This is a genomic window from Bradyrhizobium sp. AZCC 1719 (assembly GCF_036924525.1).
Taxonomy (GTDB): domain Bacteria; phylum Pseudomonadota; class Alphaproteobacteria; order Rhizobiales; family Xanthobacteraceae; genus Bradyrhizobium.
Window position 1 is genome coordinate 5,363,979 of record NZ_JAZHRU010000001.1, and the last position, 25,109, is coordinate 5,389,087.

At 62.6% G+C, this 25,109-nt stretch carries 23 protein-coding genes and 1 pseudogene; 8 read left to right on the forward strand and 16 right to left on the reverse strand.

The window, feature by feature from the left end; all coding sequences use genetic code 11:
- Nucleotides 1-27 precede the first annotated feature (27 nt).
- Together V1292_RS25195 and rimO are read right to left on the reverse strand one after the other, a co-directional pair.
- Complete coding sequence (locus V1292_RS25195; protein ID WP_334375323.1) at nucleotides 28-1,224, reverse strand: acetylornithine transaminase; 1,197 nt, start codon at nucleotides 1,222-1,224, stop codon at nucleotides 28-30.
- A 529-nt stretch (nucleotides 1,225-1,753) separates the two neighbouring features.
- On the reverse strand, nucleotides 1,754-3,079 hold the full coding sequence (gene rimO, locus V1292_RS25200; protein ID WP_334375324.1) for a 30S ribosomal protein S12 methylthiotransferase RimO: 1,326 nt from the start codon (nucleotides 3,077-3,079) through the stop codon (nucleotides 1,754-1,756).
- Nucleotides 3,080-3,191: 112 nt separating this feature from the next.
- Here rimO and V1292_RS25205 point away from each other — a divergent pair, with 112 nt between their 5' ends.
- The 5 genes from V1292_RS25205 (at nucleotide 3,192) to V1292_RS25225 (ending at nucleotide 9,041) form a co-directional block, all read left to right on the forward strand.
- Nucleotides 3,192-3,782 carry an ANTAR domain-containing response regulator gene (locus V1292_RS25205; protein ID WP_028346026.1) on the forward strand — a complete coding sequence of 197 codons (591 nt, stop codon included), beginning with the start codon at nucleotides 3,192-3,194 and terminating at the stop codon, nucleotides 3,780-3,782.
- A complete protein-coding gene (locus V1292_RS25210) occupies nucleotides 3,779-4,945 on the forward strand; it encodes a CmpA/NrtA family ABC transporter substrate-binding protein (RefSeq protein WP_334375325.1) in 1,167 nt (388 codons plus the stop codon). Before V1292_RS25205 ends, V1292_RS25210 begins: the two co-directional genes overlap by 4 nt.
- Before the next feature lie 350 nt (nucleotides 4,946-5,295).
- A complete protein-coding gene (locus tag V1292_RS25215) occupies nucleotides 5,296-7,107 on the forward strand; it encodes a NirA family protein (RefSeq protein ID WP_334375326.1) in 1,812 nt (603 codons plus the stop codon).
- Nucleotides 7,104-8,708, forward strand: a complete 1,605-nt coding sequence (locus tag V1292_RS25220; protein WP_334375327.1) for a sulfite reductase subunit alpha — start codon at nucleotides 7,104-7,106, stop codon at nucleotides 8,706-8,708. Before V1292_RS25215 ends, V1292_RS25220 begins: the two co-directional genes overlap by 4 nt.
- Nucleotides 8,709-8,888: 180 nt before the next feature.
- Entirely contained in the window at nucleotides 8,889-9,041 is a 153-nt protein-coding gene (locus V1292_RS25225; RefSeq protein WP_334375328.1) for a hypothetical protein, read from the forward strand.
- 39 nt (nucleotides 9,042-9,080) lie between these two features.
- Here the strand turns inward: V1292_RS25225 and V1292_RS25230 are convergent.
- The 4 genes and pseudogenes from V1292_RS25230 to pxpB all read right to left on the reverse strand — a co-directional run bounded on the left by V1292_RS25230 (nucleotide 9,081) and on the right by pxpB (nucleotide 13,232).
- Nucleotides 9,081-10,443, reverse strand: a pseudogene (locus tag V1292_RS25230) (amidohydrolase family protein).
- Between the two features lie 188 nt (nucleotides 10,444-10,631).
- On the reverse strand, nucleotides 10,632-11,414 hold the full coding sequence (locus tag V1292_RS25235) for a LamB/YcsF family protein (RefSeq protein WP_334375329.1): 783 nt from the start codon (nucleotides 11,412-11,414) through the stop codon (nucleotides 10,632-10,634).
- A gap of 34 nt (nucleotides 11,415-11,448) precedes the next feature.
- The gene (locus V1292_RS25240; RefSeq protein WP_334375330.1) at nucleotides 11,449-12,504 is read right to left on the reverse strand and encodes a biotin-dependent carboxyltransferase family protein; all 1,056 of its coding nucleotides are present in this window, start codon (nucleotides 12,502-12,504) and stop codon (nucleotides 11,449-11,451) included.
- Complete coding sequence (pxpB, locus tag V1292_RS25245) at nucleotides 12,501-13,232, reverse strand: 5-oxoprolinase subunit PxpB (RefSeq protein ID WP_334375331.1); 732 nt, start codon at nucleotides 13,230-13,232, stop codon at nucleotides 12,501-12,503. Before pxpB ends, V1292_RS25240 begins: the two co-directional genes overlap by 4 nt.
- Nucleotides 13,233-13,458: 226 nt before the next feature.
- On the opposite strand from pxpB, the gene V1292_RS25250 reads away from it, so the two are divergent.
- On the forward strand, nucleotides 13,459-14,157 hold the full coding sequence (locus V1292_RS25250) for a ribonuclease activity regulator RraA (protein ID WP_334375332.1): 699 nt from the start codon (nucleotides 13,459-13,461) through the stop codon (nucleotides 14,155-14,157).
- A gap of 23 nt (nucleotides 14,158-14,180) precedes the next feature.
- Nucleotides 14,181-14,585, forward strand: coding sequence for a (R)-mandelonitrile lyase (locus tag V1292_RS25255; RefSeq protein WP_334375333.1), 405 nt, complete (start codon nucleotides 14,181-14,183; stop codon nucleotides 14,583-14,585).
- Nucleotides 14,586-14,597: 12 nt separating this feature from the next.
- Here V1292_RS25255 and V1292_RS25260 read toward each other — a convergent pair whose 3' ends face one another.
- From V1292_RS25260 to V1292_RS25270, 3 genes are all read right to left on the reverse strand, one after another.
- Nucleotides 14,598-14,951 carry a hypothetical protein gene (locus V1292_RS25260; RefSeq protein ID WP_334375334.1) on the reverse strand — a complete coding sequence of 118 codons (354 nt, stop codon included), beginning with the start codon at nucleotides 14,949-14,951 and terminating at the stop codon, nucleotides 14,598-14,600.
- 140 nt (nucleotides 14,952-15,091) lie between these two features.
- Nucleotides 15,092-15,943, reverse strand: a complete 852-nt coding sequence (locus tag V1292_RS25265; protein ID WP_334375335.1) for a DUF2147 domain-containing protein — start codon at nucleotides 15,941-15,943, stop codon at nucleotides 15,092-15,094.
- A 194-nt stretch (nucleotides 15,944-16,137) separates the two neighbouring features.
- Nucleotides 16,138-16,914 carry a transporter substrate-binding domain-containing protein gene (locus V1292_RS25270; RefSeq protein ID WP_334375336.1) on the reverse strand — a complete coding sequence of 259 codons (777 nt, stop codon included), beginning with the start codon at nucleotides 16,912-16,914 and terminating at the stop codon, nucleotides 16,138-16,140.
- 96 nt (nucleotides 16,915-17,010) lie between these two features.
- Here V1292_RS25270 and V1292_RS25275 point away from each other — a divergent pair, with 96 nt between their 5' ends.
- Complete coding sequence (locus V1292_RS25275) at nucleotides 17,011-17,523, forward strand: DUF1993 domain-containing protein (RefSeq protein WP_334375337.1); 513 nt, start codon at nucleotides 17,011-17,013, stop codon at nucleotides 17,521-17,523.
- A 16-nt stretch (nucleotides 17,524-17,539) separates the two neighbouring features.
- Here the strand turns inward: V1292_RS25275 and V1292_RS25280 are convergent, their stop codons facing one another.
- The 7 genes from V1292_RS25280 to V1292_RS25310 form a co-directional block, all read right to left on the reverse strand.
- Nucleotides 17,540-17,965 (reverse strand): hypothetical protein, encoded by a 426-nt coding sequence (locus V1292_RS25280; RefSeq protein ID WP_334375338.1) that lies wholly within the window; start codon nucleotides 17,963-17,965, stop codon nucleotides 17,540-17,542.
- Nucleotides 17,966-18,082: 117 nt separating this feature from the next.
- On the reverse strand, nucleotides 18,083-19,507 hold the full coding sequence (locus V1292_RS25285) for an amidase (RefSeq protein ID WP_334375339.1): 1,425 nt from the start codon (nucleotides 19,505-19,507) through the stop codon (nucleotides 18,083-18,085).
- 66 nt (nucleotides 19,508-19,573) lie between these two features.
- Entirely contained in the window at nucleotides 19,574-20,563 is a 990-nt protein-coding gene (locus tag V1292_RS25290) for a hydroxyacid dehydrogenase (RefSeq protein WP_334375340.1), read from the reverse strand.
- Between the two features lie 30 nt (nucleotides 20,564-20,593).
- Nucleotides 20,594-21,694 carry an ABC transporter ATP-binding protein gene (locus V1292_RS25295; protein WP_334375341.1) on the reverse strand — a complete coding sequence of 367 codons (1,101 nt, stop codon included), beginning with the start codon at nucleotides 21,692-21,694 and terminating at the stop codon, nucleotides 20,594-20,596.
- Nucleotides 21,695-21,698: 4 nt separating this feature from the next.
- Nucleotides 21,699-22,610, reverse strand: coding sequence for a carbohydrate ABC transporter permease (locus V1292_RS25300; RefSeq protein ID WP_334375342.1), 912 nt, complete (start codon nucleotides 22,608-22,610; stop codon nucleotides 21,699-21,701).
- Nucleotides 22,610-23,548, reverse strand: a complete 939-nt coding sequence (locus V1292_RS25305) for a carbohydrate ABC transporter permease (protein ID WP_334375343.1) — start codon at nucleotides 23,546-23,548, stop codon at nucleotides 22,610-22,612. Before V1292_RS25305 ends, V1292_RS25300 begins: the two co-directional genes overlap by 1 nt.
- Before the next feature lie 109 nt (nucleotides 23,549-23,657).
- A complete protein-coding gene (locus V1292_RS25310; protein ID WP_334375344.1) occupies nucleotides 23,658-24,998 on the reverse strand; it encodes an ABC transporter substrate-binding protein in 1,341 nt (446 codons plus the stop codon).
- Between the last annotated feature and the right edge of the window lie 111 nt (nucleotides 24,999-25,109).

The window sequence follows — 25,109 nt, forward strand, 5'->3', positions numbered from 1 at the left end:
CTACGCTCCTCGCAATGACGGTTGAGGCTACGCCACCCTTCTCGCCGCACCTGCCTTCACCAGAATCGCATCAAGGCAATCGATCATCAGCGATATCTCCTCGCGCGTGACGTTGAGGGCAGGCATGAAGCGCAGCGCATCGGGCTGCGGCGAGTTGATGAGGACGCCGTCCGCGAATGCTTCCGCTACGATCGACGCGCCGATCGGCAGTTTGAGGTCCAGCGCCAGCAACAGCCCCCGGCCGCGCACCTCGCCGAGACCGTGACGCGCGGACAGTTTCTGTAGTTGGCTTTCCAAAAACAGACCGGCATCGACCGCCGCCTTCAGAAATTCCGGCTTCGACACTTCTTCCAGCACCGCAAGCCCCGCAGCGCACATCAACGGATTGCCGTTGAACGTGCCACCCTGGTCGCCGTGCTCGAAGCAGGAAGCTTGCTCGGTCGCGAGCAGGGCGGCCAGCGGCACACCGCCGCCGATACCCTTGCCGAGTGTCATGACGTCGGGCTCGATGCCGGCGTGTTCGTAGTGAAACAGCTTTCCAGTCCGGCCCATCCCCGTCTGGATTTCGTCGACGATCAGCAGCAGCCCGTGCTCCTTGGTCAGTGCGCGCAACTCCTTCAGGAATTGATCGGTTGCCGGCCAGACGCCGGCCTCGCCCTGGATCGGCTCCAGCATCACGGCGACCGTATTGTCCGAGATCAGCGCCTTCACCGAATCGAGATCGTTCAGTTTGGCCTTGCGGAAGCCCGATACCTTCGGCTCGAACAGCGGCTCGAAAGCCTTCTTGCCCGATGCAGACATGGTTGCGAGCGTGCGGCCGTGAAAGCCGCCTTCGAAGGTGATGATTTCGAACGCGCCGTTCTTGTATTTCGTGCCGTATTTGCGCGCGAGCTTGATGGCGCCTTCATTGGCCTCCGCGCCCGAATTGGCGAAGAACACCTGATCGAAGCAGCTCCTCTCACGAAGTGCTTGCGCGAGCTTCAGGCTGGGGCCGTTGTAGAAGGCGGGGCTTGGCGTCAGCAGCAGTTTTGCCTGCGCGGCAAGCGCTTCGGCGACGACCGTCGGCGAATGGCCGAGGCAGTTGACGGCCCAACCCTGCATGAAATCGAGGTACCGCTTGCCGGCGTCATCCCACAGATACGCGCCTTCGCCGCGAACGAACACGGCCTGCGGGCGGGCGGTGATGTTCATCAGCGCGTCGAACGGATGGGCAGCATGGGTCATGTCGATCTCCTCAGGGTTTTGGGGGAAGGGGCAGGCCGAAACGCAAGAAGGCCGCACTTTGAGGGTGCGGCCTTCTCGAAAACTTGGCTGAAACTAGCTAATCAGCGTTGTCGTCGGACACGGCGCGACCCATCATCGTCGACAGAGCGACGACGCAGGCAGGCGCGGCGGTTGGTCCGGTTCAGCTTCATGCGGTGGCCCATACAGCCTGATGGCAGGCGGTGTCAAGATGGTGCGGTCGCTGCCAATAGGCGGCAGGCTTGTCGCATCGAACTCCGTAAGCCCGCCATTCACTGTTTGCTTGCTTAGCCGCAGACGCACTCAACCTCTCCCGCTTGCGGGGTCGAGACGAGCGAAGCTCGCTCTTAGGTCGGCGCGAAGCGCCGGGTGGGGGCTCTCTCCACTCGGGCAGTGTCGCCTGCGGAGACACCCCCACCCCAGCCCTCCCCCGCAAGCGGGAGAGGGAGCGCGCCTGCTTCGTGGTCGCAATCAAATCTAATTCGCAAGTGCGTGCGGGTTCGCGGACGCCTCAGAACCCTGCGACGCTGCCGTGCAGGTCATACTGATCTGACCGCTCGATCTTCGCGGTGACGATCTCGCCGACCTTGAGCGGGCGGCGGCTACTGAGATACACCGCGCCATCGATCTGCGGCGCATCGGCCTTTGAGCGGCCCTTTGCGACCGTCGGCCCGACCTCGTCGACGATGATCTGCTGTCTCGTGCCGACCTTGCGCTTCAGACGACGCGCGGAGATTTTCTGCTGCCGCGCCATCAGCGCGTTCCAGCGCTCCTGCTTCACCTCATCAGGCACGGCATTTCCGATCGAATTCGACGCGGCGCCCGCAACCGGCTCGTATTTGAAGCAGCCGAGGCGATCGATCTCGGCTTCTTCCAGCCAGTCGAGCAGATAGGCGAAGTCGGAATCGGTCTCGCCGGGGAAGCCGACGATGAAGGTCGAGCGCAGCGTGAGTTCAGGACATTCCTCGCGCCACTTCTTGATCCGCGCCAGCGTCTTTTCCTGCGCGGCGGGACGCTTCATGGCTCTCAGGACGTCCGGGCTCGCATGCTGGAAGGGAATATCGAGATAGGGCAGGATCTTGCCCTCGGTCATCAGCCCGATGACTTCGTCGACATGCGGGTAGGGGTAGACATATTGCAGCCGCACCCAGGCGCCGAGTTCGCCGAGCTCCCTGGCGAGGTCGAAGAATTTGGCGCGGACCTGGCGGTCCTTCCAGGGGCTTTCGGAATACTTCACGTCGACGCCATAGGCCGACGTGTCTTGCGAGATAACTAGCAATTCCTTGACGCCGGCTGCGACGAGCCTTTCCGCCTCACGCAGCACGTCATTGGCCGGACGCGACACCAGGTCGCCGCGCAGTTTTGGAATGATGCAGAAACTGCAGCGGTTGTTGCAGCCTTCGGAAATCTTCAAATAGGCGTAGTGGCGCGGCGTCAGCTTGACGCCCTGCGGCGGCACCAGATCGAGGTGCGGATTATGGACCGGCGGTAGCGCCCGGTGCACAGCCTCCAGCACGCTCTCATATTGCTGCGGGCCCGATATCGAGAGTACGCCCGGATAGGCCGCCTCGATCTGCTCGGGTTCCGCGCCCATGCAGCCGGTGACGATGACCTTGCCGTTCTCGGCCATGGCCTCGCCGATGGCGCCGAGCGATTCCTGCTTGGCGCTGTCGAGGAAGCCGCAGGTGTTGACGATCACGATGTCGGCGCCGTCATGCTTGCGGGCCAGCTCATAGCCTTCGGCGCGCAGCCGGGTGATAATGCGCTCGGAATCCACCAGCGCTTTGGGGCACCCAAGGGAAACAAAGCTGACTTTGGGCGCAGCGGCCTGTTGCATATTTCATCTGCCTGATTGATCGGCACGAGCTAGTCCTAATTGCCCATAATTACAAGGCTTTGCCCCAGCTTCTGACGTGCTATGGATGCCCGGCCGGGGTAAGAGTTGATCGATGAGCGCTGAGTCGTCGCCGAAAATCGTCATTGTCGACGAAAGTCCGATCCGGGCCGCAATCCTGGAAGAGGGGTTGCGGGAGGCGGGCTTTACCGGCGTTGTGCATATCAGCGAAATGCAGAGCCTTTTGGCGCGGATCTATGCGCTCGACCCCGACGTCATCCTGATTGACCTGGAAAACCCCAGCCGCGACGTTCTGGAACAGATGTTCCAGGTCAGCCGCGCGGTACGGCGGCCGATCGCGATGTTCGTCGACCAGAGCGATGCGGCCTCGATCCAGGCCTCCGTCGATGCCGGCGTTTCCGCCTACATCGTGGACGGCCTGAAAAAGGAGCGGATCAAGCCGATCCTCGACCTCTGCATTTCCCGCTTCAACGCCTTCTCCAAGCTGCAGGACGAGCTCGACCGCACCAAGTCGGCGCTTGAGGAGCGCAAGGTGATCGACCGCGCCAAGGGAATCCTGATGAAGGTGAAGGGCCTCACCGAAGAGGAGGCCTATGTGCTGATGCGCTCCACCGCGATGCGCGAGAAGAAGAAAATCGGCGAGATCGCGCAGTCGATCCTGACCGCGTCGGAGCTGCTGAAATGACGACACCGCTGCATATCGGCTTCATTCCCCTGGTCGACGCCGCCGCGCTGATCATCGCCGTCGACAAGGGCTTTACGGCCGCCGAAGGGCTCGATGTCACGCTGGTGCGCGAAGTGTCGTGGTCCAACGTCCGCGACAAGCTCAATATCGGCATGTTCGACGCGGCGCATCTGCTGGCGCCGGTGGCGATCGCCTCGAGCCTGGGCTTGGGCCACGTCAAGGTGCCGATCGTTGCGCCATTCAATCTGGGCCTCAATGGCAACGCGATCACGGTATCGCCGGCGCTGCACGCCGCAATCATGAGCGAGATCGATGGCGATCCGCTCGATCCCATGGCCACCGCACTGGCGCTCGCCCGCGTCGTTGCCGCCAGGCGCAAGAGCGGCGCGGAACCGCTGACGTTCGGCATGACGTTCCCGTTCTCCACCCACAATTACCAGCTCCGGTTCTGGATGGCGGCGGGCGGTGTCGATCCCGATGAGGATGTTCGCCTCGTGGTGCTGCCGCCGCCCTACATGGTGGACAGCCTCGCCAATGGCCATGTCGATGCGTTCTGCGTCGGCGCGCCTTGGAACTCGGTCGCGGTCGATCTCGGCGTCGGCCACATCCTGCATTTCGTCTCCGATATTTTGGTGCGCGCGGCCGAAAAGGTTCTCGCGGTCAGACAGAGCTGGTCGGAAAAGAATCCGAACGCGCTGGCTGCGCTGATCCGGGCGGCTGCCCACGCCGCCGAATACATCGAGGATCCCGGAAACCGCGCCGAGACCGCCCATGTCCTGGCGCGGCCCGAACGGCTCGGCGTCGGCGCCGAGGTGATCCAACGCACCCTCGACGGCCGACTGAAGATTTCACCGGACGGCCAGCGGCGCGAAAGCGGCCGCTACCTGCTGGTCGGGCGCGAAGGGGCGGGCCGGCCCGATCCGGCGCAGGCGGCCTGGCTTTACGCCCAAATGGTGCGCTGGGGACAGACCGAGATGCGGCCCGATGCGCTGCGGACCGCCATGGCGGTCTTCAGGCCCGAACTCTACGACGCCGCCATGGGACGTCCGGGGACGGCTCCCGGCGCGCCTGGTGCCATCGGCGCCTTTGCCGGCCCCGCATTCGACCCTGCTGATATCGCCGGGCATCTGGCGGCTTTCAAAATTGGGCATTGGAAGCCGTAACCCAGTCGATTGAAGCAATATTAGGCAATTGTAAAGGTCGCCCAGTTCTTAGGCAGAATGCTCAGAAAGCAACTATGAAGCTTGCTTCATAGTTTTGAGTTCCTCGTCGGAACAGATTGAAATTTAAAGACATTCGTCGCGACACCATCTGGCACGCAACTTGTATGTTGCAGTGCGGTCAGCTCGTCGCAGATGCCTGCTGACCTACGTCCAAGATGGATTTCCGCAGCAACGAAGCTGGTCGGACCGCATACCCGAATCACAGCCCGGCACCATGCCGGACCGATCTCCTGGGCGGTCCATCCCATTCGTTGACGCCACCAATCGTGGCCGCAGGAGTTTCGTCGCGCATGAAAATCGAACCGATCACAGTCGACTTTACCGACGAGCAGAAGCGTTACCTAGAAGGCTTTACCGCAGGCTTGCAGATCAGCCGGGTCGGGCGCGGCCTCGGTAACGCGGGAAAGGCGAATGCCGAACCGACGGGGCCGGATGCCGCCCATATCAAGGCGCAGGACAAGGTCACAGCCGCCGGCAAGAAGCTCGCCGATCAGGAGAAGTTCAAGCGTGAGGAGCATCCGTTCGATGCCTATCCCCGGCTGAAGCAGCAGGCGCTCGACAACGCGCCGCCGAACCTCGCGGATAATTTCCGCTGGCGCTATTACGGCCTGTTCTACGTCGCGCCGGCGCAGGATTCCTACATGTGCCGCCTCAGGATTCCGAACGGCATCCTGAAGCACTGGCAGTTTTCGGGACTTGCCGATCTCACCGAGCGGCTGTGCGGGCCGTTCTGTCACGTCACCACGCGCGCTAACTTGCAGGTGCGCGAGATTCCGCCCAAGCATGCGGTGGCTTTGATCGAGGGCATTCAGGATCTGGGTCTCTGTTCGCGCGGCACCGGCGCGGACAATATCCGCAATGTCACGGGCACGCCGACGGCGGGTATCGATCCGCAGGAACTGATCGATACCCGCGAATATGCCCGCGAGTGGCACTACCACATCCTCAACGATCGCTCGCTGTATGGCTTGCCGCGCAAGTTCAATGTCGCCTTCGATGGCGCCGGCAAGATCGCCGTGCTGGAAGACACTAACGACATCGCGTTCACCGCGGTCGAGGTGAAGGACGGCTTTGGTGCCGAGCCCGGCATCTGGTTTCGCCTAGGGATCGGCGGCATCACGGGTCACAAGGATTTTGCCAAGTATAGCGACATCATCGTGAAGCCGGCCGATGCCACCAGGGTGGCGGATGCCATCGTGCGCATCTTCATCGAACTCGGCGATCGCACCAACCGCAACAAGGCGCGGCTGAAATATGTGCTCGATGGGATGGGGCACGAAAAATTCCACGCGCTGGTGGAGGAGCGGCTCGGCAAGCCCTTCACCCGCGTGCGGCCGGAAGCGCTCGCGCCGCGGCCGGCCTCGGATCGCACGGCGCATATCGGCGTGCACAGGCAGAAGCAGGAGGGGCTGAACTGGATCGGCGTGTCGCTGCCGCTCGGCAAGATCACGTGCGAGCAGATGCGAGGGCTGGCCAAAATCGCGCAGGATCTTGGCGACGGCGATATCCGCCTGACGGTGTGGCAGAACCTGCTGATCCCGGGCGTGCGTGACGAGAACATCGAGCTCGCGGTCGCCGCGATCAAGGCGATCGGGCTTGCGGTCGAGGCTTCGCAAATTCGGGCCGGCCTGATCGCCTGCACCGGCAATGCCGGCTGCCGATTTGCGGCGGCGAATACCAAGCGCCATGCCGCCGAAATCGGCGACTGGTGCGAGCCACGCGTCAACATCGAGACGCCGATCAACATCCACGTCACCGGCTGCCACCATTCCTGCGCGCAGCATTACATCAGCGATATCGGCCTGATCGCCGCGAAAGTGGATATTGGCGAAGATGCCGATCCCGTCGAAGGCTATCATCTCTTCACTGGCGGCGGCTTCGGACCCGAAGCCGATGTCGGGCAGGAGGTCTATCGCGACCTCAAGGCCGAGGATGCGCCGAGGACGGTCGAGAAACTGCTGAAGGCCTATCTCAGGCACCGCGCATCATCAGATGAAACGTTCCTGACCTTTGCGCGCCGCCATGACGGCGAGACGCTGCGCAAGCTGGCCGATGCCCAAGTCACTGACGCTCAAGTCACTGACGCTCAGGTGTCCTCATGAATCAGATCACGCCTCCACCCAAGGTCGAGATCATTCCCTCGAACGCGCCATTCTCGGAAGCGCAGCGCTCCTGGCTGAACGGGTTCTTTGCCGGGCTCCTGTCCGATGCGACGCCGTTGTCGGCCGAACAAGGCGCTGAAGTCATGCAGGGCGCGGCCGGCGATGGCGATGACGGCGAAGCGCCGTGGCACGACCAGACCATGCCGATCGCCGAACGGATGAAGCTGGCCGAAGGCCGGCCATTGCGGCGGCGGATGATGGCGGCAATGGCACAGCAGGACTGCGGTCAGTGCGGCTACGACTGCCATAACTATTCCGAAGCGATTGCGAACAAGAGCGAAGCGCGACTCAACCTCTGCGTCCCCGGCGGCAAGGAAACCGCGCGGATGCTGAAGTCGCTCTATGAGGAGATCGACAAGGCGCCGGCTACGCCGTCATCGGCGCCTGCGGCAGCGGCGGCTGCGGTTGTGCCGACGGCTCCAGGCGAACCTGGCCGCTCGCGCGACAATCCCGCAAACGCAAAGTTCCTGTCGCGGCGACTGCTCAACGGCAAGGGCTCGGAGAAGGAGACCTGGCATATCGAGTTCGATCTCTCCGGGTGTCACCTCGACTATGTCGTGGGCGATTCGTTCGGCATCTTCGCGCGCAACGACATTGGCCTCGTCGACCAGATCATCGCGCTCTTGGGCGCATCGCATACGACGGAGGTGAGGGGAAAGACGCTGCGTGAAGTATTGCGCGACGACGTCTCACTGTCGCCGGCGCCGGATTCACTGTTCGAGTTGATCTCGTATCTGACCGGCGGCGCGCTGCGCGAAAAGGCGCGTGCGCTGGCGCAGGGCGAGGATCCCGATGGCGACGCGGCAACGCTCGACGTCATGGCAGTATTGCAGAAATTCTCCCGCATCCGTCCGCATCCCGAGGCCTTTGTCGAGGCGCTGGAGCCGTTGCAACCACGGCTCTACTCGATCTCGTCGTCGCACAATGCGACGCCCGGAAAGCTGTCGCTGACGGTGGACTGCGTGCGCTATGTGGTCAACAAGCGTCGCCGTTTGGGCCTGGCCTCGACATTCCTTGCCGAGCGCATCAATCCCGGCGACGAGGTCAAGATCTATGTACAGAAGGCCCATGGCTTCGCGCTGCCGCAAGACCCGAAGACGCCAATCATCATGGTCGGCCCCGGGACGGGTATCGCGCCGTTCCGCGCCTTCCTGCTCGATCGCCGCGCCACCGGCGCCCCCGGCAAGAACTGGCTGTTCTTTGGCCATCAGCGCAGCGATTGCGATTTCTTCTATGCTGACGAACTCAATGCGATGAAGACCTCGGGCCTCTTGACGCGGTTGTCGCTGGCGTGGTCGCGCGATGGCGAGAAGAAATTTTACGTGCAGGATCGCATGCGCGAGGTTGGCCGCGAGGTATGGACCTGGCTTGCCGAAGGCGCCCATGTCTACATCTGCGGCGATGCCAAGCGGATGGCCAAGGACGTCGAGCGCGCGCTGGTCGACATCGTCGCGCAGTTCGGCGCCCGAACCACCGACGAGGCCGTCAGCTTCGTCGGGGAACTCAAGAAGAAGGGCCGGTTCCAGCAGGACGTTTACTAATTCGGGTGCCAACTCTACTCAAATCGGCCCGAATAAAATTCTCGTTCTGGTCGGGAAGAAGGGAAATTTCCCCTCGAAATGGAGCGCGCCGGAGCGCCCCCATCGCTATTTCGGCGGATATCTTGCATCCGGCCGCGATCGATATTCCATATGCACTCCATGCTGCGTTGGAGATCGACCATGCGCGAACTATCGGCGGAAGCCCGCCTGCACCTTTACGCACGCTCAGTGGCCCGCCGTTCCGGCACCGGCTTTCATACCGCCGCGCTCTACAGCGCGTTCGCGCTCATTGCCGCCATCGTGTTCGGCACGCTGTCGGTCCATCCGTTCTGAGATTGCACCTCAGGCACGGAGGTTTGCCTCGACAGGCTCTCACTTAGCGAGAGTGTTTTTGTAGATTTTGCCGTCCTTCATGATGATCTTGAAGTTGCTGGCGGGGTCGGCAATGAGCCCGATGTTGTCTAACGGATTGCCGTCGACGAGCAAGAGATCGGCGAGCGCCTCCCCGCTCCACGACGCCGAGCTTTCCCGGATAGGGATTTCGTTTTCCGGAGAGTTCCAGCAGTTCGGCGTTTGTCGACGTCGCCATGACCAGCGCTTCGGCGGGAGTGTACCATCGAGTGAGCGAGGCCAGAATTGCCCCTTGTTGCCGCGCCAGCGCGGCGGAGAACAGGACGTCCGTGCCCCACGCTGTCTTGATCTTGTACTTCTTCGCCAGTTCGTAGGTCCGCCCTATGCCGGGCCAGACCTCATCCGCCTTGGTTCGCTGCACTGAGCCCACAGGAAAGCCCAGCCTCAAGTCCTCGGGGAGTGGCTGCATGCTTAACCAGACGCCTTTTTCGGCGAGTAGCTTGGCGGTTGCTTCGTCCATCAGCATGCCGTGTTCGACACACTTCACGCCAGCCGCAACAGCCCCCCGGATCGCAGCCGGCGTAAAGGCATGCGCGGCGACGTACGTGCCCCAATTCTCGGCCGCTTCAACCGCGGCGCGCAGTTCGGCTTCGGTAAAGGTGGTCACGTCGATCGGACTGAAGGGTGACGACACTCCGCCGCCCGCCGTCAACTTGACTTGGGAGGCGCCCTGCATGAGCTGTTCGCGCGCGCGCACGCGCACCTCGTCAGGGCTGTCCGCAACCATGGCGCCACCGACCTGCTCCATGCGGGTGAGCATGCCGCCGATCGTTCGCGGCAAATCGGTGAGCTGGCGGAAATCTCCGTGCCCGCTCGTGACGGTGATAACGGCACCGGATGGATAGATGCGCGGGCCCTTGACGACGCCCTCGTCGATGGCGCTCTTGAGACCGAACACCGGCCCGCCCACGTCGCGAACGGTGGTGAAGCCGCGCATCAGAGTGTCAGTCGCCTCGCTGCCAGCCACGAGATTGACGTAGCCGACGTCACCGAACGACTGTGCCGGCGTCACCCGGATCAACATCGCGTGCCAATGCACGTCGATCAGGCCGGGCATCAGTGTGCGGCCGCCACCATCGACGATCATGGTGGTCGCGCTTCGATCGACCGAAATCGGCGTCCGGGAAATTGTTTCGATCAGGTTGTCTCGAACCAGTACATTGGTTGGTTCGGACAATGATGTGCCCCTGCCGTCAAATACCCTGACATTGTTGAACAGCGTTATCGCGCCGCTGGTTTGCTGAGCTTGCGCCACACTTGTTGAAAAAATCAGTGCACAGACCGGTGTCGCCGATATCAATCGGCGGAGATACATGGAGATCATTTGACCCTCCAAGGAAGCCGGCTAGTCCAAGGGAGCAGATAATGATATCTTCTCCTCCTGGTTGCGCCAACAGTTATTGGAGGGCTTAAGGCGCCGTGACACTTCGCGTACCGGCGGCTTTTCGCATCTGTTCGATTCAAAATGAGTCGGTGTAGCGCCGAAGCGGACGTCCAACCGGGCTTTTGGACTTATGTATTCGCAACCGGCTTCACTTTGAACGGCACGACGTCGATCCCGGCATTCTTCAATGCCTGCCTGACCCCACGTCCAATCTCGACGGCACCCGGCGTGTCGCCATGAATGCACACGGTGTCGGTGCGCATCTTGATCACCTTGCCGGTGACTGACACCACTGCGCCGTCCTGCACCATCCGCACTACGCGATCGGCGATTTGTTTCGCATCATGCAGCACGGCGCCGGGCTTCTTGCGCGACACCAGCGAGCCATTGTCTTCATAGGCGCGGTCGGCAAACACCTCGTGCACCATCGGCAAATTGGCGGCCTCGCCCGCCTGTACCAGCTTGGAATTGGCGAGCACCACGAAAATCAGATTGGGGTCGACCGCCTTGATGCCGTTGGCGATCGCTTTCGCCGTCATGTCGTCCTCGCAGGCGACGTTGGAAAGCGCGCCATGCGCCTTGACGTGGGTGACCTTGTAACCGGCCGCGGTTGCAATCGCCTGCAGTGCGCCGATCTGGTAGGCGATGAGGTTCTCGATCTCCGAAGACTTTAGGCCCGGGATCGGCCGCCGACCGAAGCCGTGCAGGTCGCGATATCCAGGGTGCGCGCCGACACTGACGCCGCGCGCTTTCGCCAGTTCGACCGTACGGCGCATGATGTCGGGATCGCCCGCGTGAAAACCGCAGGCGACGTTCACCGAGGTCGCAAGCTCGATCATCGCGGCGTCATTGCCCATTTCCCACGCGCCAAATCCTTCGCCGAGATCGCAATTGAGGTCGATGGTTGTCATGTTGTCTGTCCGCTTCTCGTGAGTGGATTGGTGGTCAGTCCGGGCCCGCTATGTCGGCCATCGATACCGCGTGCCAGGTTCCGGCATCGACCGCGCTGACGGCGTGGCCTGCGACATTGGCATCGTGCAGCGCGTCGATGTTGAGATCAACGCTTTCGATTGCGCGCAGCCGCTCGGGCAGGGTGCGCAACAGTTCCGCAAATTTGCGCGCTTCGGCCTGCGCTTCGGCCATGCTGATGGCGCGAAAGCGAAAGGCGTGCCCGGCGGGGATCTGCGCCAATCGCCCGAGGTCGGCCGAAATCACGGTTGCGATCTTGGGATAGCCGCCGCTGGTGCCGCGATCCGGCATCAGTACGATCGGCTGGCCGTTGCCGGGCACCTGCAGGCTGCCGTTGACAGTGCCGTCGGAGACGATGTTGTGGCCGTGGAGGTGCTTGAGGGTGGGGCCCTCAAGCCGGTAGCCCATGCGGTCGCTGGTCGCCGATATCTTCCATTCGCTGTCGACGAACAATTTTTTGGTCTCATCAGTGAATTCGTCGTCCTGTGGACCCCAGACTATGCGGATCGGCGTGTCGGTTGCCGCGGGCAATTCGATCCGCCGTTCCGCCGCGCCGCTTGCGGCCTTCGCCGGTAGCTCGTCGCCGGCCTGCAGTGGGCGAGGATAGGGGCTGCCGAGGCCTGCGCGGGCATTGACGGCCAGGCTGCCGAACATCGGCTCGCCGATAATGCCGCCTTCAATCGCGAGATAGCTGAACGCGCCGCCGCGGGCAAAGCCGAGCGTCAGCGTCTCGCCATCGGCGATGGTTGCGGATGTATCCGATGCCACGGCGCGGCCGGCGATATCGGCATTGCGCGGGGCTCCCGTCAGCGCGACGCGCACCGCGCCGCCGCGCGCGGTAAATTTCGCCCCGAACGGACCGACTTCGACGGCGGCCGTGAACGGCTCATTGCCAACCAGCGTGTTGGCTGCCGCCAGCGCCAGCCGATCCATTGCGCCACTCGGCACCAGGCCGTAGCGCTGGGCGCCGGGACGTCCGCCGTCCTGTACCGAACTCGCCGGGCCGATTGAGACAATGACCAGCTTGCTCATGAGGCGATCTGCTCGGCAATGAATTCGCCGGCTTCGGCGGCGCGATCCTGCTCCGCAAAAGTCTTGGCATCGACCGGCGTGAAGGTGACGTTGTCGCCCGGCTCCAGCAGAAAGATCGGATCGCGGTGAAGCTGGTAGGTGCGGACGGCCGTCCGTCCGAGAAGATGCCAGCCGCTCGGGCCAGCGAGGCATTGCACTCCGGTTTGCACCCCTCCGATCGAGATGGTGCCAGCCGGCGTCAGCAAGCGCGGATTTTGCCGCCGCGGCATATGTAGGCTATCCGCAAGCCCGCTGAGATAGGACCAACCGGGCGTAAAGCCGATCATCGCGACCTGGTAGTCGCCAGCGACGTGCCGCGCCACGATCTCCTCAGGCGTCGTGTTCAGGGTTTTGGCCACGTCCTCGAGGTCGATGCCGTGCTCGCCGCCATAAACCACGGGAATGCGCCAGCGCCGGGTTTTGGTCGTTGCCGGTACCGGGAGCTGCGCGAGCGCGAGAATCCTTTCGCCAAGCTTGTCGAAATCGATCTGGACCGGGTCGTAGTGGACCAGCAGCGAGCGATAGGTCGGCACAGTCTCGGTGACGCCTGCGATGGGCTCAGCAGCCAGCGCGCGATCGAGCGCCAGTACCCGCCGGTTGGCGGCATCGTCGATGTTGCGGCTGAATTCCACCGTGATGGCGCTGTCACCACTCGGCAACAGGCGGGGCGGGGGTAACGGTGCGGCCATGGCCTCTAAACTGTCTCGCAGCTCTCGTGCTAGCCTCAACCTGTAGCGTGTTTTGGTCGCGAGTGGAATTCGCATCGCGCGAAATCCGCCAGCAAGTTCAATAAATTAATCTGCAGTCCGACGATAAGATGTTATGATCGCGCTTCTTTCCACGAGACCTTGACGCGGTACAAGCGCTTCGCAAGATGCGCTACCTTTCACCTATCCTCCGGAGCCTGCATTCCAGATGTCCCTGTCCCCCGAAGCCATCGCAACCCTGTCCGGCGTCTCGACCGCCACCATCACCACCGTGCTGCTCAAGAAGGGCCTGCGAAACGTCTGGATGCGCGGCACCAAGCCGCTGCGGCCGGGGCAGCCGCGGCTGGTCGGACCGGCCTTTACGCTGCGCTTCGTGCCCGCGCGCGAAGACCTCGCCACGCCAGAATCCTGGTCCTCGCCGATTTCGACCCGTACCGCGATTGAAGCCATGCCGAAAGGCTGCATCGCTGTGGTCGATGCCATGGGCGTCTCCGATGCCGGCATCTTCGGCGACATCCTCTGCGCCCGCATGATCAAGCGCGGCGTTGCGGCGCTGATCACCGATGGCGTGGTGCGCGACGTCGAAGGCGTGCTCGGCACCAATCTCCCGGTCTGGTGCGACGGCTTCGCCGCGCCGCCTTCCGTGGCGGGGCTTACCTTCGTGGGCTGGGGCGAGCCGATCGGCTGCGGCGGAGTCGCGGTATTCCCGAACGATATCGTCGTCGCCGACCAGGACGGTGCCGTGCTGATCCCGCAGGCCCTGCTCGACCACGTGCTGGCCGAAGGGCCGGAACAGGAACGGATGGAGGCCTGGATCGTCAACGAGGTGAATAACGGCGCGGCATTGCCCGGCCTCTATCCGATGAACGCAGAGACCAAGGCGCGCTACGCCGCGACGAAGAAATAACTTCAACAGGCAGAGGCAACTCCATGGAAATCCATCTCGCGGGCTCCCGGCCGACGCGCCGGGCGCCGACTGAATATTTCACCGGCACGGTGCTGCAGGATCCGATCATCCAGACCGAGGCGCCGGCACGGTTGGCCTCGACGCGTGTCTCCTTTGAGCCTGGCGCGCGCACGGCGTGGCATACGCATCCGCTGGGTCAGACGCTCTATGTTATCTCGGGGGTCGGACGAGTGCAGGCCAAGGGCGGTCCGATCAGGGAAATTCGTCCCGGTGATGTCGTCTGGATTCCACCGGGCGAGAAGCACTGGCATGGCGCTTCGCCGACCAACGCCATGACCCACATCGCCATGCAGGAAGCGCTCGACGGCAGCTACGTCACCTGGATGGAGCACGTGACCGACGCGGAGTACGCCGAGAAGGTCGGCTGACCGCTGGTTGCTTCATATCCGTTGCGCAGTCCAGGTGCCGGAGCACAAGGCCGCGCGCCATGTGCCCGATCCTGACGTGCCCGTGAGAACGCCGGAGCCGACGGCGCGCTTCATGCCGCTCGCAAGGGTCACGCGGATGGCGCCGGCCTCGGCGACGCGGCCGGAGGCCGTGATAGCCGCGTTGTGGGAGGCGATCTGACCATTGTTGATGCCGATCGAGACTGACGCGCCGCTGCTGCAGGCGGCATTCGACGATGTGATCTGCACATTCCAGTCGCCGTCGAATGTTGCGGCTGCGGATGGCGTCGCAAAGCCCAGTGCAGCAAGCAGCGAAACGGCGACCACGGATTTCCGAGACTTTTCCATGACGTGCCCCTTTGATTTGGACCCGATCACGATCTCACAGCGGTTCCATGACGACTGTGATTGCCATCACGCGTCAATATCCATGAAAAAGCCCCGCGCAGAGGCGGGGCTTCGGTCGAATGCGCAGCAGCGCCTGCAGGTCAGTTGACGCGGGTCCAGGTCTGGCCGCCGCAGAACATGCCACCGAAGGCGCAGCCCTGAACGCGCAGACTGTCGGTGCCCTTGAGGGCGATCGTCGAATCGTAGGTGCTGCCGGTGTTCGGATCGAAAATCCGGCCGCTCCACTTGTCCTTGCCGGGCTTCATGTTGATCAGGACCTGCTCGCCGTTCTGGTTCGACTTCTTGTCGACGGAGTAGCCGCAGAGATTAGGGCCGCACGGTTCGATCCGCACCTTGCCTTCCTTCTCCTCCGTCAGCCAAACGCCGAGCGGTGAGTTCGCAGGCGGCGGCGCCGAATCTGCCGGAGCCGCGGCCTGTTTCTGTTGCGGCGGCGGTGGTGCCGGTGCAGCAACGGGAGCTGGTGCTGGCGGGACTGCCGGCGCGGCGTTCTGTTGCACTGGGGGAGCAGCGGGCGCTGCCGCCGCAGGCGCGGCGGCGTCAGCCGGTGCAACGGCTGTCGTCGTGCTCGACGGCGCTGCCGCTGCCGCGGCGGGAGCGGCCGGCGCAGGGGCAGCAGGTGCCGGCGCAGTCGCAGGGGCAGCCGCTTGCTCCGCTGGTGCCGGCGCGGCCGGCGCTGGCGCAGTCTCGGGGGCCTGCGGGGCGGTCTTTGCCTGCTGCGGAGCCTTCCTGGTCGGACGATCAAGATCGCCTTCCTCGCCACGCGTGCGTTTGGTCTTCTTGCCGGTATTGTCGTAGACGCCGGGAATAGAAACGGTGCCGCGATCGGGATCGATCGTAATGGTGCGGCCGCCATACTCGAAAGTGTACTGCGCCTGTGCAGCGGTGACGGTGCCAGCCAGCAAGAGCGCGGCGATAGCGAGGCACTTCTTCATTATGACGACCTCCTGAACAGGGAATCCGGATTCCCGCAGCTACTACGCAGCGGCAGCTTCACTCAACGTGATCCAGATCACTTTCAAACTATAAGTCGTGTACTAGCGGCTTTGGTTCAATTCGACCGCGGCAGTCTAAATTGCCCCCAATGGACGGTCAATTTCCTCAGAAAACGCGCTTGTCCAACCGAGAATCAATCGAACCAGGCGGCATAAATTTTCCTGAAGCTTCCATCCTGGATCGTGATGTGCAGCCATTGATCGACAAAGGCCTTCAGCACCATGTCGCGCTGCAGCCAATACGCCTTCTCGGCGAAGTCGAACGGTTTTTCCGGATGCACCGCGCAGAGCACGCCGGGATGCTGCTTCTGCTGGTAGCGGGTCTCCGAAGCGTCCGTCATCATCAGGTCGGCATTGCCCTTGGCGATCTCCTCGAAAATCGTGACGTTGTCGTTCCAGACCTTGATCTCGGCGTTCTTGATGTTCGCCTTGGCGAAGCGCTCGTTGGTGCCGCCGGGGTTGACGATGACGCGGGTGCCGGCCTTGTCGATATCGGCGATGGTCTCATACTTGCCTTGGTCGGCGCAGCGCGCGATCGGCGTCTTGCCCTCACGCATGATCGGGGTCGAGAACATTCCCTTTTTCTGCCGGTCGAGCGTGATCGAGACGCCGCCCATCGCGATATCGAAATTGTCGGCTTCGAAATCCTTCATGAGCTGCGGCCACGCCGTCTGAACGAATTCGACCTTGACGCCGAGCGCCTTGCCCAGCGCTTCCGCCATGTCTACGTCGAAGCCGCGGAATTTTGACGTCGCCTTGTCGAGATAGGTGAACGGCAAATAGTCGCCGGTCATGCCGACCCGCAGCGTGCCGCGCTTGATGATGTCGTCGAGGCGGGAATTCGCCGGCTGAGCGTGGGCGACAACGGTCCACACGACAGCCATTGCAAGACTAACGAACACTCGAAGCATCAGGTCTTCTCCGCCGACAAATTAAATGACACTCTGAATCGATGGCGCCGATTTAAACCAGATATCCGCGTGGTGCCAGCCGGAGAAATTGCAATCGTGACCATCTCGCTCTACGAGGCTTCCGTCGGCGTGTTCGTGCCGTATCTCGGAAATCTGTCCGGTCTTCTCGACAAGGCTGGCGCCCATGCTGAAGCCCGAAACATCGATCCCGCTGTTCTTCTGAACATGCGGCTCTCACCCACCATGTACAGCCTGAAGCAGCAGGTAGCAGAGGCCAATCGGCATGCGGTCGTTGCCTGCGCGTTGCTGGCCGGCCTTGCGCCTCTCGGATTTTCGGACGCCGAGCCCGACATTGCGGAGCTGAAGTCGCGGATATCGGAGGCGATCGACTTCCTGCAGGATCTGCCGCGCGCCGAGATCGAAGCCGCGGCCGACAGGGAAGTCGCCTTCACGTTCAAGAACGGGACGCAGCGGAAATTCACCGGAAAATCGCTGCTGCTGACGTTCAGCGTTCCGCAGTTCTTCTTTCATGTGACGACGGCCTACGACATCCTGCGCCATGCCGGTGTCGATCTGGCCAAGAAGGATTTTCTGGGGCCGCCGAGATAGCCGTCAACAAACGCGGTTACGCCTCGCCGTCATCCTTGCGGGCCAGATTGGCGGCGGCGCTACGCTCGGTCATCTCGCTCTTCAATTGCTCGAAGCGTCGGCGCGCGCTGCTTTCGCGATCGTCGACCATCTGAATCGCGGCTTCCCTCGACATCGGCCCGGTGACGATCGGCGTGGAGTTCTCGCCGATGGTCTCGTCGACATAGTAATCGCCATTGTCGAGGCGGACCGTCCACTTGAAACGGATCGCGGTCATCGGGCCGGGCCCGAACTTGCAGTAACGGTGAGCCTCGATTGGCGGAGGAGATGTGGGGATGGGCGGAGGGCCCACCGCAATCTGCGCCGCCACCGCGGGCTTGTCGGGTTCGCGGCGGCTTTCCGGTGGGTCGAGGATGCTGGCGATGGTCGCCAGGGCGTTGTCGGTCGGGTCGCTTAGGGTCACGATTCAGCCTCCGGGTCGAGCCCGTTTGCGGAATCAGTATCCGTCGCCGCCCACGGCCCTTTCCTTGCTTCCGAATAAAGCCATGCTTTGTCAATCCGTGGCTTTTTTGGGGCGTAGCTAAGCGCGCACCGGCGGTATTTTGTTCTTCCAGGGCCGGACCTGTTCGAGCTGGCCGGCCAGCCGGAACAGGGTGGCCTCGTCGCCGAACCTGGCCGAAAACATCATGCCAAGCGGCAAGCCAGCCTTGTTCCAGGCCAGCGGCACCGACATGGCCGGCTGCCCGGACATGTTGAACATAGAGGTGCCGGGCATGTAGCGGCGCAGGATCGGGGCAATGTGCGACAGATCGTTTGACATCGTGTTGAGTTCGCCGATGCGCAGCGGTGGCGCGCACAAGGTCGGGCACAGGAAGACGTCGCAGCTCTCGAAGAAGGTGGCCAGCGAGCGGGAAATCTGGAAGGCGGCGAGCTGGGCCGCCACATAGTCGGTCGCCGAGGTCCTCTTCGCGTTGCGCGAATGCGCCAGCGTCAGTATCTCGAGATCATTGTCCGTCATCTCTCGCCCGAGCCGCTGCTCGATCAAACGAACCGTCAGTGCGGTGTTGCCGCCGACGATAGTGGTCATGACCGCGGCTGGATCGACGGCAAGCGCTGGCGCCTGTTCCTCGACGTGGTGGCCGAGCCCCGCCAGAAGGCTTGCGACCTCACGCACGGCTGCCGCGATTTCCGGATCGATGGCATCGCCATACGGCGATTTATCGGTGAACGAGATACGAAGCTTGCCCGGGTCGCGGCCGACTTCCTGCGAAAACGGCCGCTCCGGCGGCGGCGCGAAATAGGGGCTCGACGACTCCGGCCCGTGAATCGCGTCCATCATCACCGCGCTGTCGCGCACGCTGATGCTCACGACATGGCCACAGGAGAATCCGCCCCAGCCTTCGCCGCGATCAGGGCCGAGCGGATTGCGCGCCCGGGTAGGCTTCAGGCCGAACACGCCGGAGGCGGAGGCGGGGATGCGGATCGAGCCGCCGCCATCGCTGGCGTGCGCGACCGGGAGGATACGGGCTGCAACCGCCGCCGCCGCGCCGCCGGATGACCCACCGGAAGAATGCTCCAGATTCCAGGGATTGCGGGTCGGCCCGAACAGGCGCGACTCCGTCGTCGGCATCAGGCCGAATTCGGGACTGGAGCTCTTGCCGAAGATGGATACGCCGGTATCGAGGAAACGCCGCGCCAGCGTCCCGGTGTGGTCAGCCACGAAATCCTTCAGGACGGTGGCTCCTGACGTCGTGCGCGTGCCTTCCAGGAGGTCGAGGTCCTTCAGCAGAAATGGCACGCCGGTAAAGGGGCCGTCGGGCAGGCCGTGTTCGATCTGACGATCGGCATACTCGTAATGCTTGACGACCACCGCGTTGATCTGGGGATCGACCTTTGCCGTGCGGGCGATGGCCTCATCGAGCAATTCCTTGGCCGAGACCTCGTTCTTGCGAACCAGTTCGGCAAGGCCGACCGCGTCGTAATCGCCGTATTCCTTGAAGGCCATGCACACACCTCGCTTGCCGGCCGGGCCGATAGACCGGCCATGCCTGGGGCCATTTACTGAGGACGATTAGCCGAGCACGTCCTGATTGATCACGTTCTGGCGCAAGGGATCGCCGTCCAATACGCTCAGAATGTTGCGGGCGGTCTGCTCGCTCATGCGGTCCACGGCTTCCACGGTAACGCCGGCGACATGCGGCGCCATGATGACGTTCGGCAGGGCGAGCAACGCCTGACCGGCCGGCGGCGGCTCCTGCTCGAAAACGTCAAGGCCCGCGCCGGCAAGCTTGCCGGACACCAGCGCGGCGTACAGCGCGGCCTCGTCGACGATTCCGCCGCGCGCCGTGTTGATCAGATAGGCGGACGGCTGCATCCGATTCAGCCTGTCGGCATTGAACATGCCGACCGTCTCCGGATTCTTGGGACAATGGATGCTGACGAAGTCGGCGCGCGGCAGCGCCGCGTTGAGGTCGGCGACCGGTTCGCAACCGGCTGCCTTGATGTCGGCGGGGGGCTTATAGGGGTCGAAAACCAGTACGTTCATTTCCATCGCGAGGCAGCGCTTGGCGGTGCGCGTACCGATGCGCCCGAAACCGACGATCAGAACGGTCTTGCCGAAGAGGTCGTAGGGCAGCATCCCGAGCCTATCAGCCCATCTGTCGTCCCTGACCAGCGAATGCATTTCCGTTGCGCGCTTGGCGAGCGTGAGCATCATGAACAGCGCGTGTTCGGCAACCGACGGCGAATTGGCGGTGCCGGCCACCATCAGCGGCACCTTGCGGCGGCTCAGCGCGGGGACGTCGACGGCGTCGAACCCGACGCCGATCCGGGTGACGACCAGCATGTCCTTGGAGGATTCGAGTTCGGGCTCGCCAAAGCGGGTGGCGCCAAGGGCGACGCCATGGACCGGCGCATGCTCCTTCAGCTTGATGTTGAAATCTTCCTGCGAAATCATGTTGGGAAATTCGACGAGTTCGATGTCGTCTCGCGCGTGAAGTAGCGCCCTTCCCTGCTGCGACATCGATTCCGTGATGAAGATTTTCTTCTTGTTGGTAGCCATTTCCTGCCCTTAGGTCACGCAATTGCGCCGTCAAAGGACGACGCCGGTCACCTCGTTTAGCAGGTGCATATTGTTGAGGTCCACAGCCAATCGGAGGGGGGCGCCATCCTGCGCGCCGGCATTGGGATTGACTCGGCCGCAGACCTGCGAGCCTTCCAGCGTAAAGTAGATCAGCGTCTCCATTCCCATCGGCTCGGTGACGTCGAGCACCGTGTCGAAGGCCTCTACGCCGGATGCAAGATGCGGCCGAGCCTCGGTGATATGCTCGGGCCGCAGCCCCAATAGCAATTTCTCGGTGCGCGGAATGCCCTGATAGCGGGCGGCACGGGCCGGCGGCAGCGGGAAGGCGATGCGGTCGGTCAACCGGATGTGCAACTTGCCGGCGAGATCCTCCAGTCGGCACGGGATGAAATTCATCGCCGGCGAACCGATGAAGCTGGCGACGAATTTCGTCGCCGGCTTGTGATAGAGCTCGTTCGGCGTGCCGATCTGCTCGATCCGGCCATGGTTCATTACCACCACGCGGTCGGCCAGCGTCATCGCCTCCACCTGGTCGTGGGTCACGTAGACGGTCGTGGTGCGAACCTTCTGGTGCACCTTCTTGATCTCGATCCGCATCTGCACGCGCAGCTTGGCGTCGAGGTTGGACAACGGCTCGTCGAACAGAAACACCTTTGGGTTACGCACGATGGCGCGGCCCATGGCAACGCGCTGGCGCTGACCGCCGGACAACTGTTTCGGCTTGCGGTCGACGAGCTCGACGATGTCGAGCATGCGCGCAGCCTCGTCGATACGGCTCTTGATCTCGGCCTTCGGGTAGCGTTTTAGCCGCAGCCCGAACGACATGTTCTCCGCAACCGTCATGTGCGGGTAGAGCGCGTAGTTCTGAAACACCATCGCGATATCGCGATCCTTCGGCGGCACGTCGTTGACGATGTCGCCGCCGATCATGATGTCGCCGTCGGAGATATCTTCCAGACCGGCGATCATCCGCAGCGTTGTCGACTTTCCGCAGCCCGATGGTCCGACCAGCACCACGAACTCATGGTCCGCAATGTCGAGGTCGATGCCGCGCACCGCCTCGACCTCGTCATAGCGCTTCACAACCTTACGCAGCGTCACGTCTGCCATGAGATCAACCCTTCGTCGCACCGGCGGTCAGGCCGGCAATGTAATAGTCCATCAGGAATGCGTAGATGATGAGCGGCGGCGCTGCGCCGAGAAGGGCGCCGGTCATGATCTGTCCCCAGTTGAAGACGTCGCCCTTGATCAAGGTGGTGATGATGCCAACCGGCATGACGAGCTGGTCGGTCGACGTCGTGAACACCAGTGGATAGAGGAATTGCGCCCATGACACCGTGAAGGCGAAGATGGTCGCCGCAATGATGCCGGGAAAGGCAACCGGAATGAATATCCGCGTCAGCGTCTGGATCCAGGACGCGCCGTCGATGACGGCGGCTTCATCCAGCTCCTTCGGGATCGAGGCGAAGTAGCCGATCATGATCCAGGTGCAGAACGGCACCGTCAATGTCGGATAAAGGATCAGCAGCACGTACCATCTGTTGATGAGCTGGATGCCGGTCCAGTCACCGATCACCGCGAACATCTTGAACAGCGGAATGAAGAGCAGTGTCTCGGGGATGAGATAGGTCAGGAATACGCCGGTCGCGAGCGTCGCCGAGCCCCAGAACCGCATCCTCGATAGCGCAAAGGCGGCGGGTACCGATATCAGCATGGTGATGGTGACGACGAAGATCGATACGATCGCCGAGTTCCAGAAGAAGCGCAGGAACTGGTTCGACGTCAGAAGCGCTATGTAGTTCTCCAGCGTCGGATGGAACACCCACCACGGATTGGTCGCCGCCGAAATCTCCGCGCTGCTCTTGAGCGAGGTGATGAACATGTAGATCGGCGGCGTCAGGAAGAAGATCGCGAAGATCACCAGGAAGAAATAGGACCAGCGTAGCGCCCAGGCGCGGTCGCGGCTCATGCTGCCGTACTTGACCTTGCGGGTCGGTGCAGCCTTGTCGATTGTTACCGTGGTCATCAGGATTCGTTCCCACGTTTGTTGATGTCGCGCAGGATAAAGATCGCTGCAATCGCCAGGATCGGCACCATGAAGAGGGATACGCTGGCGCCCAGCGGTATGTCGCTGCCCTCGATTCCGATGCGGAACGCCCATGTCGCGAAGATGTGGGTGTGATCGAGCGGGCCGCCCGCGGTCAGGATGCGCACGATATCAAAATTGGCGAAGGTCACGATCAGCGAGAACAGCGTCGTAATCGCGATGATGTTCCGCATCATCGGCAGCGTGACGTACCAGATGCGCTGCCACCAATTGGCGCCGTCGATGGCGGCGGCCTCGTAGAGCTGTTCCGGCACGGATTTCAGCGCCGCCAGATACATGATCATGAAGAACGGTGCGCCGACCCAGATGTTGACGAGAATGACCGAGAAGCGCGCCCACACGGCATCGCCGGTCCAGGGGATCGGTCCGACGCCGAAGAAGGAGAGCGTGTAGTTGAACGCGCTGTAGGAGGGATCGAACAGCCAGAGCCAGGCGAGCGTGCTCATCGCCGGCGGGATCACCCACGGCACCAGCAGCATGCCGCGCCATTTGCGCTGCCCCTTGGCCGGTATGTTGTGGACGAAATGCGCAATGATGAAGCCGAGCACCGCCTTGAAGATGACGGCCGTGATCGCGAAGATGCAGGACTGCTGCACGACGAGCCAGAACGTCTCGCGCTTGAACAGGAATGCGAAATTGCTGAGCCCGACGAAACGCTGCATCGACTTGTTCAGCGTCGCCAGATGCAGCGCATAGAAGGCGGGATAAATCACGAGCAGCGCGATCAGGAGGATCAGCGGCAGCGTCATCAGGAACGCCGCAGTTGATTTGCGCTTGAGCATTTTGTGCAGGCTGCCGCGCTTGCGCGCGGTTTTCGAGGTAGTGGCCCGGTTCGGCTGCAATACAACGTCAGCCATGGTCTGTTCTCACCCTGTCACGTTCTGTCTGCTCTCGCAGAGTCCGCGATTGAATGCGGATGCGTAATGGCGGCCTGCGATCAGGCAGGCCGCCATATCATCTCGTCCGTCAGCTTCGCATGAAGCCTTCGCACTCGCCTTCAGCCCAGGCGAGCACCTTTTCCATCGCTTCGCCCTTGTGATAGCGCAGGCACATCTTGGTCAGGGTCGCCTGCGTGTAGATCTGCTGCGCAATCTTCGGCGGGGCGGGCGCCGCGGCGATCGAGAGCGTCTGGTGGTTATGCGGGTTCGGGTAGTGGTAGAGCGTGCCCTTTGGCGGCCCTTCTTCCTGCCAGACCTTCAGTGTGGTTAGTTTTTCGTAGCAAGGCAGGTCGTAGCCGCCGCTCGCCACACACATCTTCTCAATCGCATCCGGTTGCGAGAGCGCCCTGAGCACGCTCTTGGCCGCTTCTTTGTTCTTGGAGAACGACCAGGTGCCCCAGAAGTAGGAGAGGTAGGGCGCGTAGCGGCCCTTTGGTCCGGCCGGGAAGCCATGAGTCCAGCACTGCTCGGCCACCTGCGGTGCGTCGCGCTTGGCGACCGCCCAGGCGCTCGGCGGGTTCATGACCATGGCGCCCCTGCCGGAGACCAGCCATTTGTTGTTGGAGGAGTCGTCCCAGGCGCCGGCGTCCGGCGGAAGGAAGGAGATCAGCTTCTTGTAGAATTCCAGTGCCTGGCGCACCGCGTCGGTCTTGACGGTGACGTTACCCTTCTCATCGACAAGGGCTGCGCCGAACGACTGGAAGATCGCGCCGGCCGTATCGACATTGTCGCTGGTCTCGCCAAGTCCGATGCCGAACGGAACGCCGCCCTTCTGGCAGGCTTCTGCGGCCTTGAGGAAGGTGTCCAAGGTCCAACTGTCGGCCTTCGGCGCGGCACCGGCAGGATACAGTGCTTGCACGTCGATGCCGGCATGCTGCTTCATCAGGTCGATACGGGAGCAGGGGCCCTTGATCTGGCTGCCGACGCTCGCGGGCACCGCGAGCCACTTGCCTTTGGACTGGCCGAGATATTTCACGGTACCGTTGGGTTCGCCGTTCTGCTTGATGAGGCCTTCCATGACGTCGTTCATGGGTTCCAGCAGCTCGGCCTGCGCATGCGGCCACCAGGTGGGCATGGCGAGAATGTCGTGGCCGGATTTCGCCTGTGCTTCGGCTGCGATGGTGAGCAGGTTCTTGTTGCCCTGGCTCGGGATGTAGTCGATCTGAACTTCGACCTTCTCTTTCTCCGCCCAGGCATTGACGATTTCTGTCGAGGCCTTGTTGGCGCCGGGAACCCAGTGGTCCCAGAAACCGATCGATAGCTTACCGGCGGCGTGGGCGCCGCGCACATAGGGCGCGGTGATGAGCGCTGCGGATGATAGCGCTGTCGCAGCAACGAATTGTCGGCGAGAAAGCTTCCTGCGTGACATAGCGTTTCCTCTTTGCTGAGCCAGATTTTTGCTTCTTATTATTCTTCTCCGTCTGGCGGGGAGCCGCATCGAGGCGGCCGCCAGCAGAGATTTTGTAATCGGATCAGACCA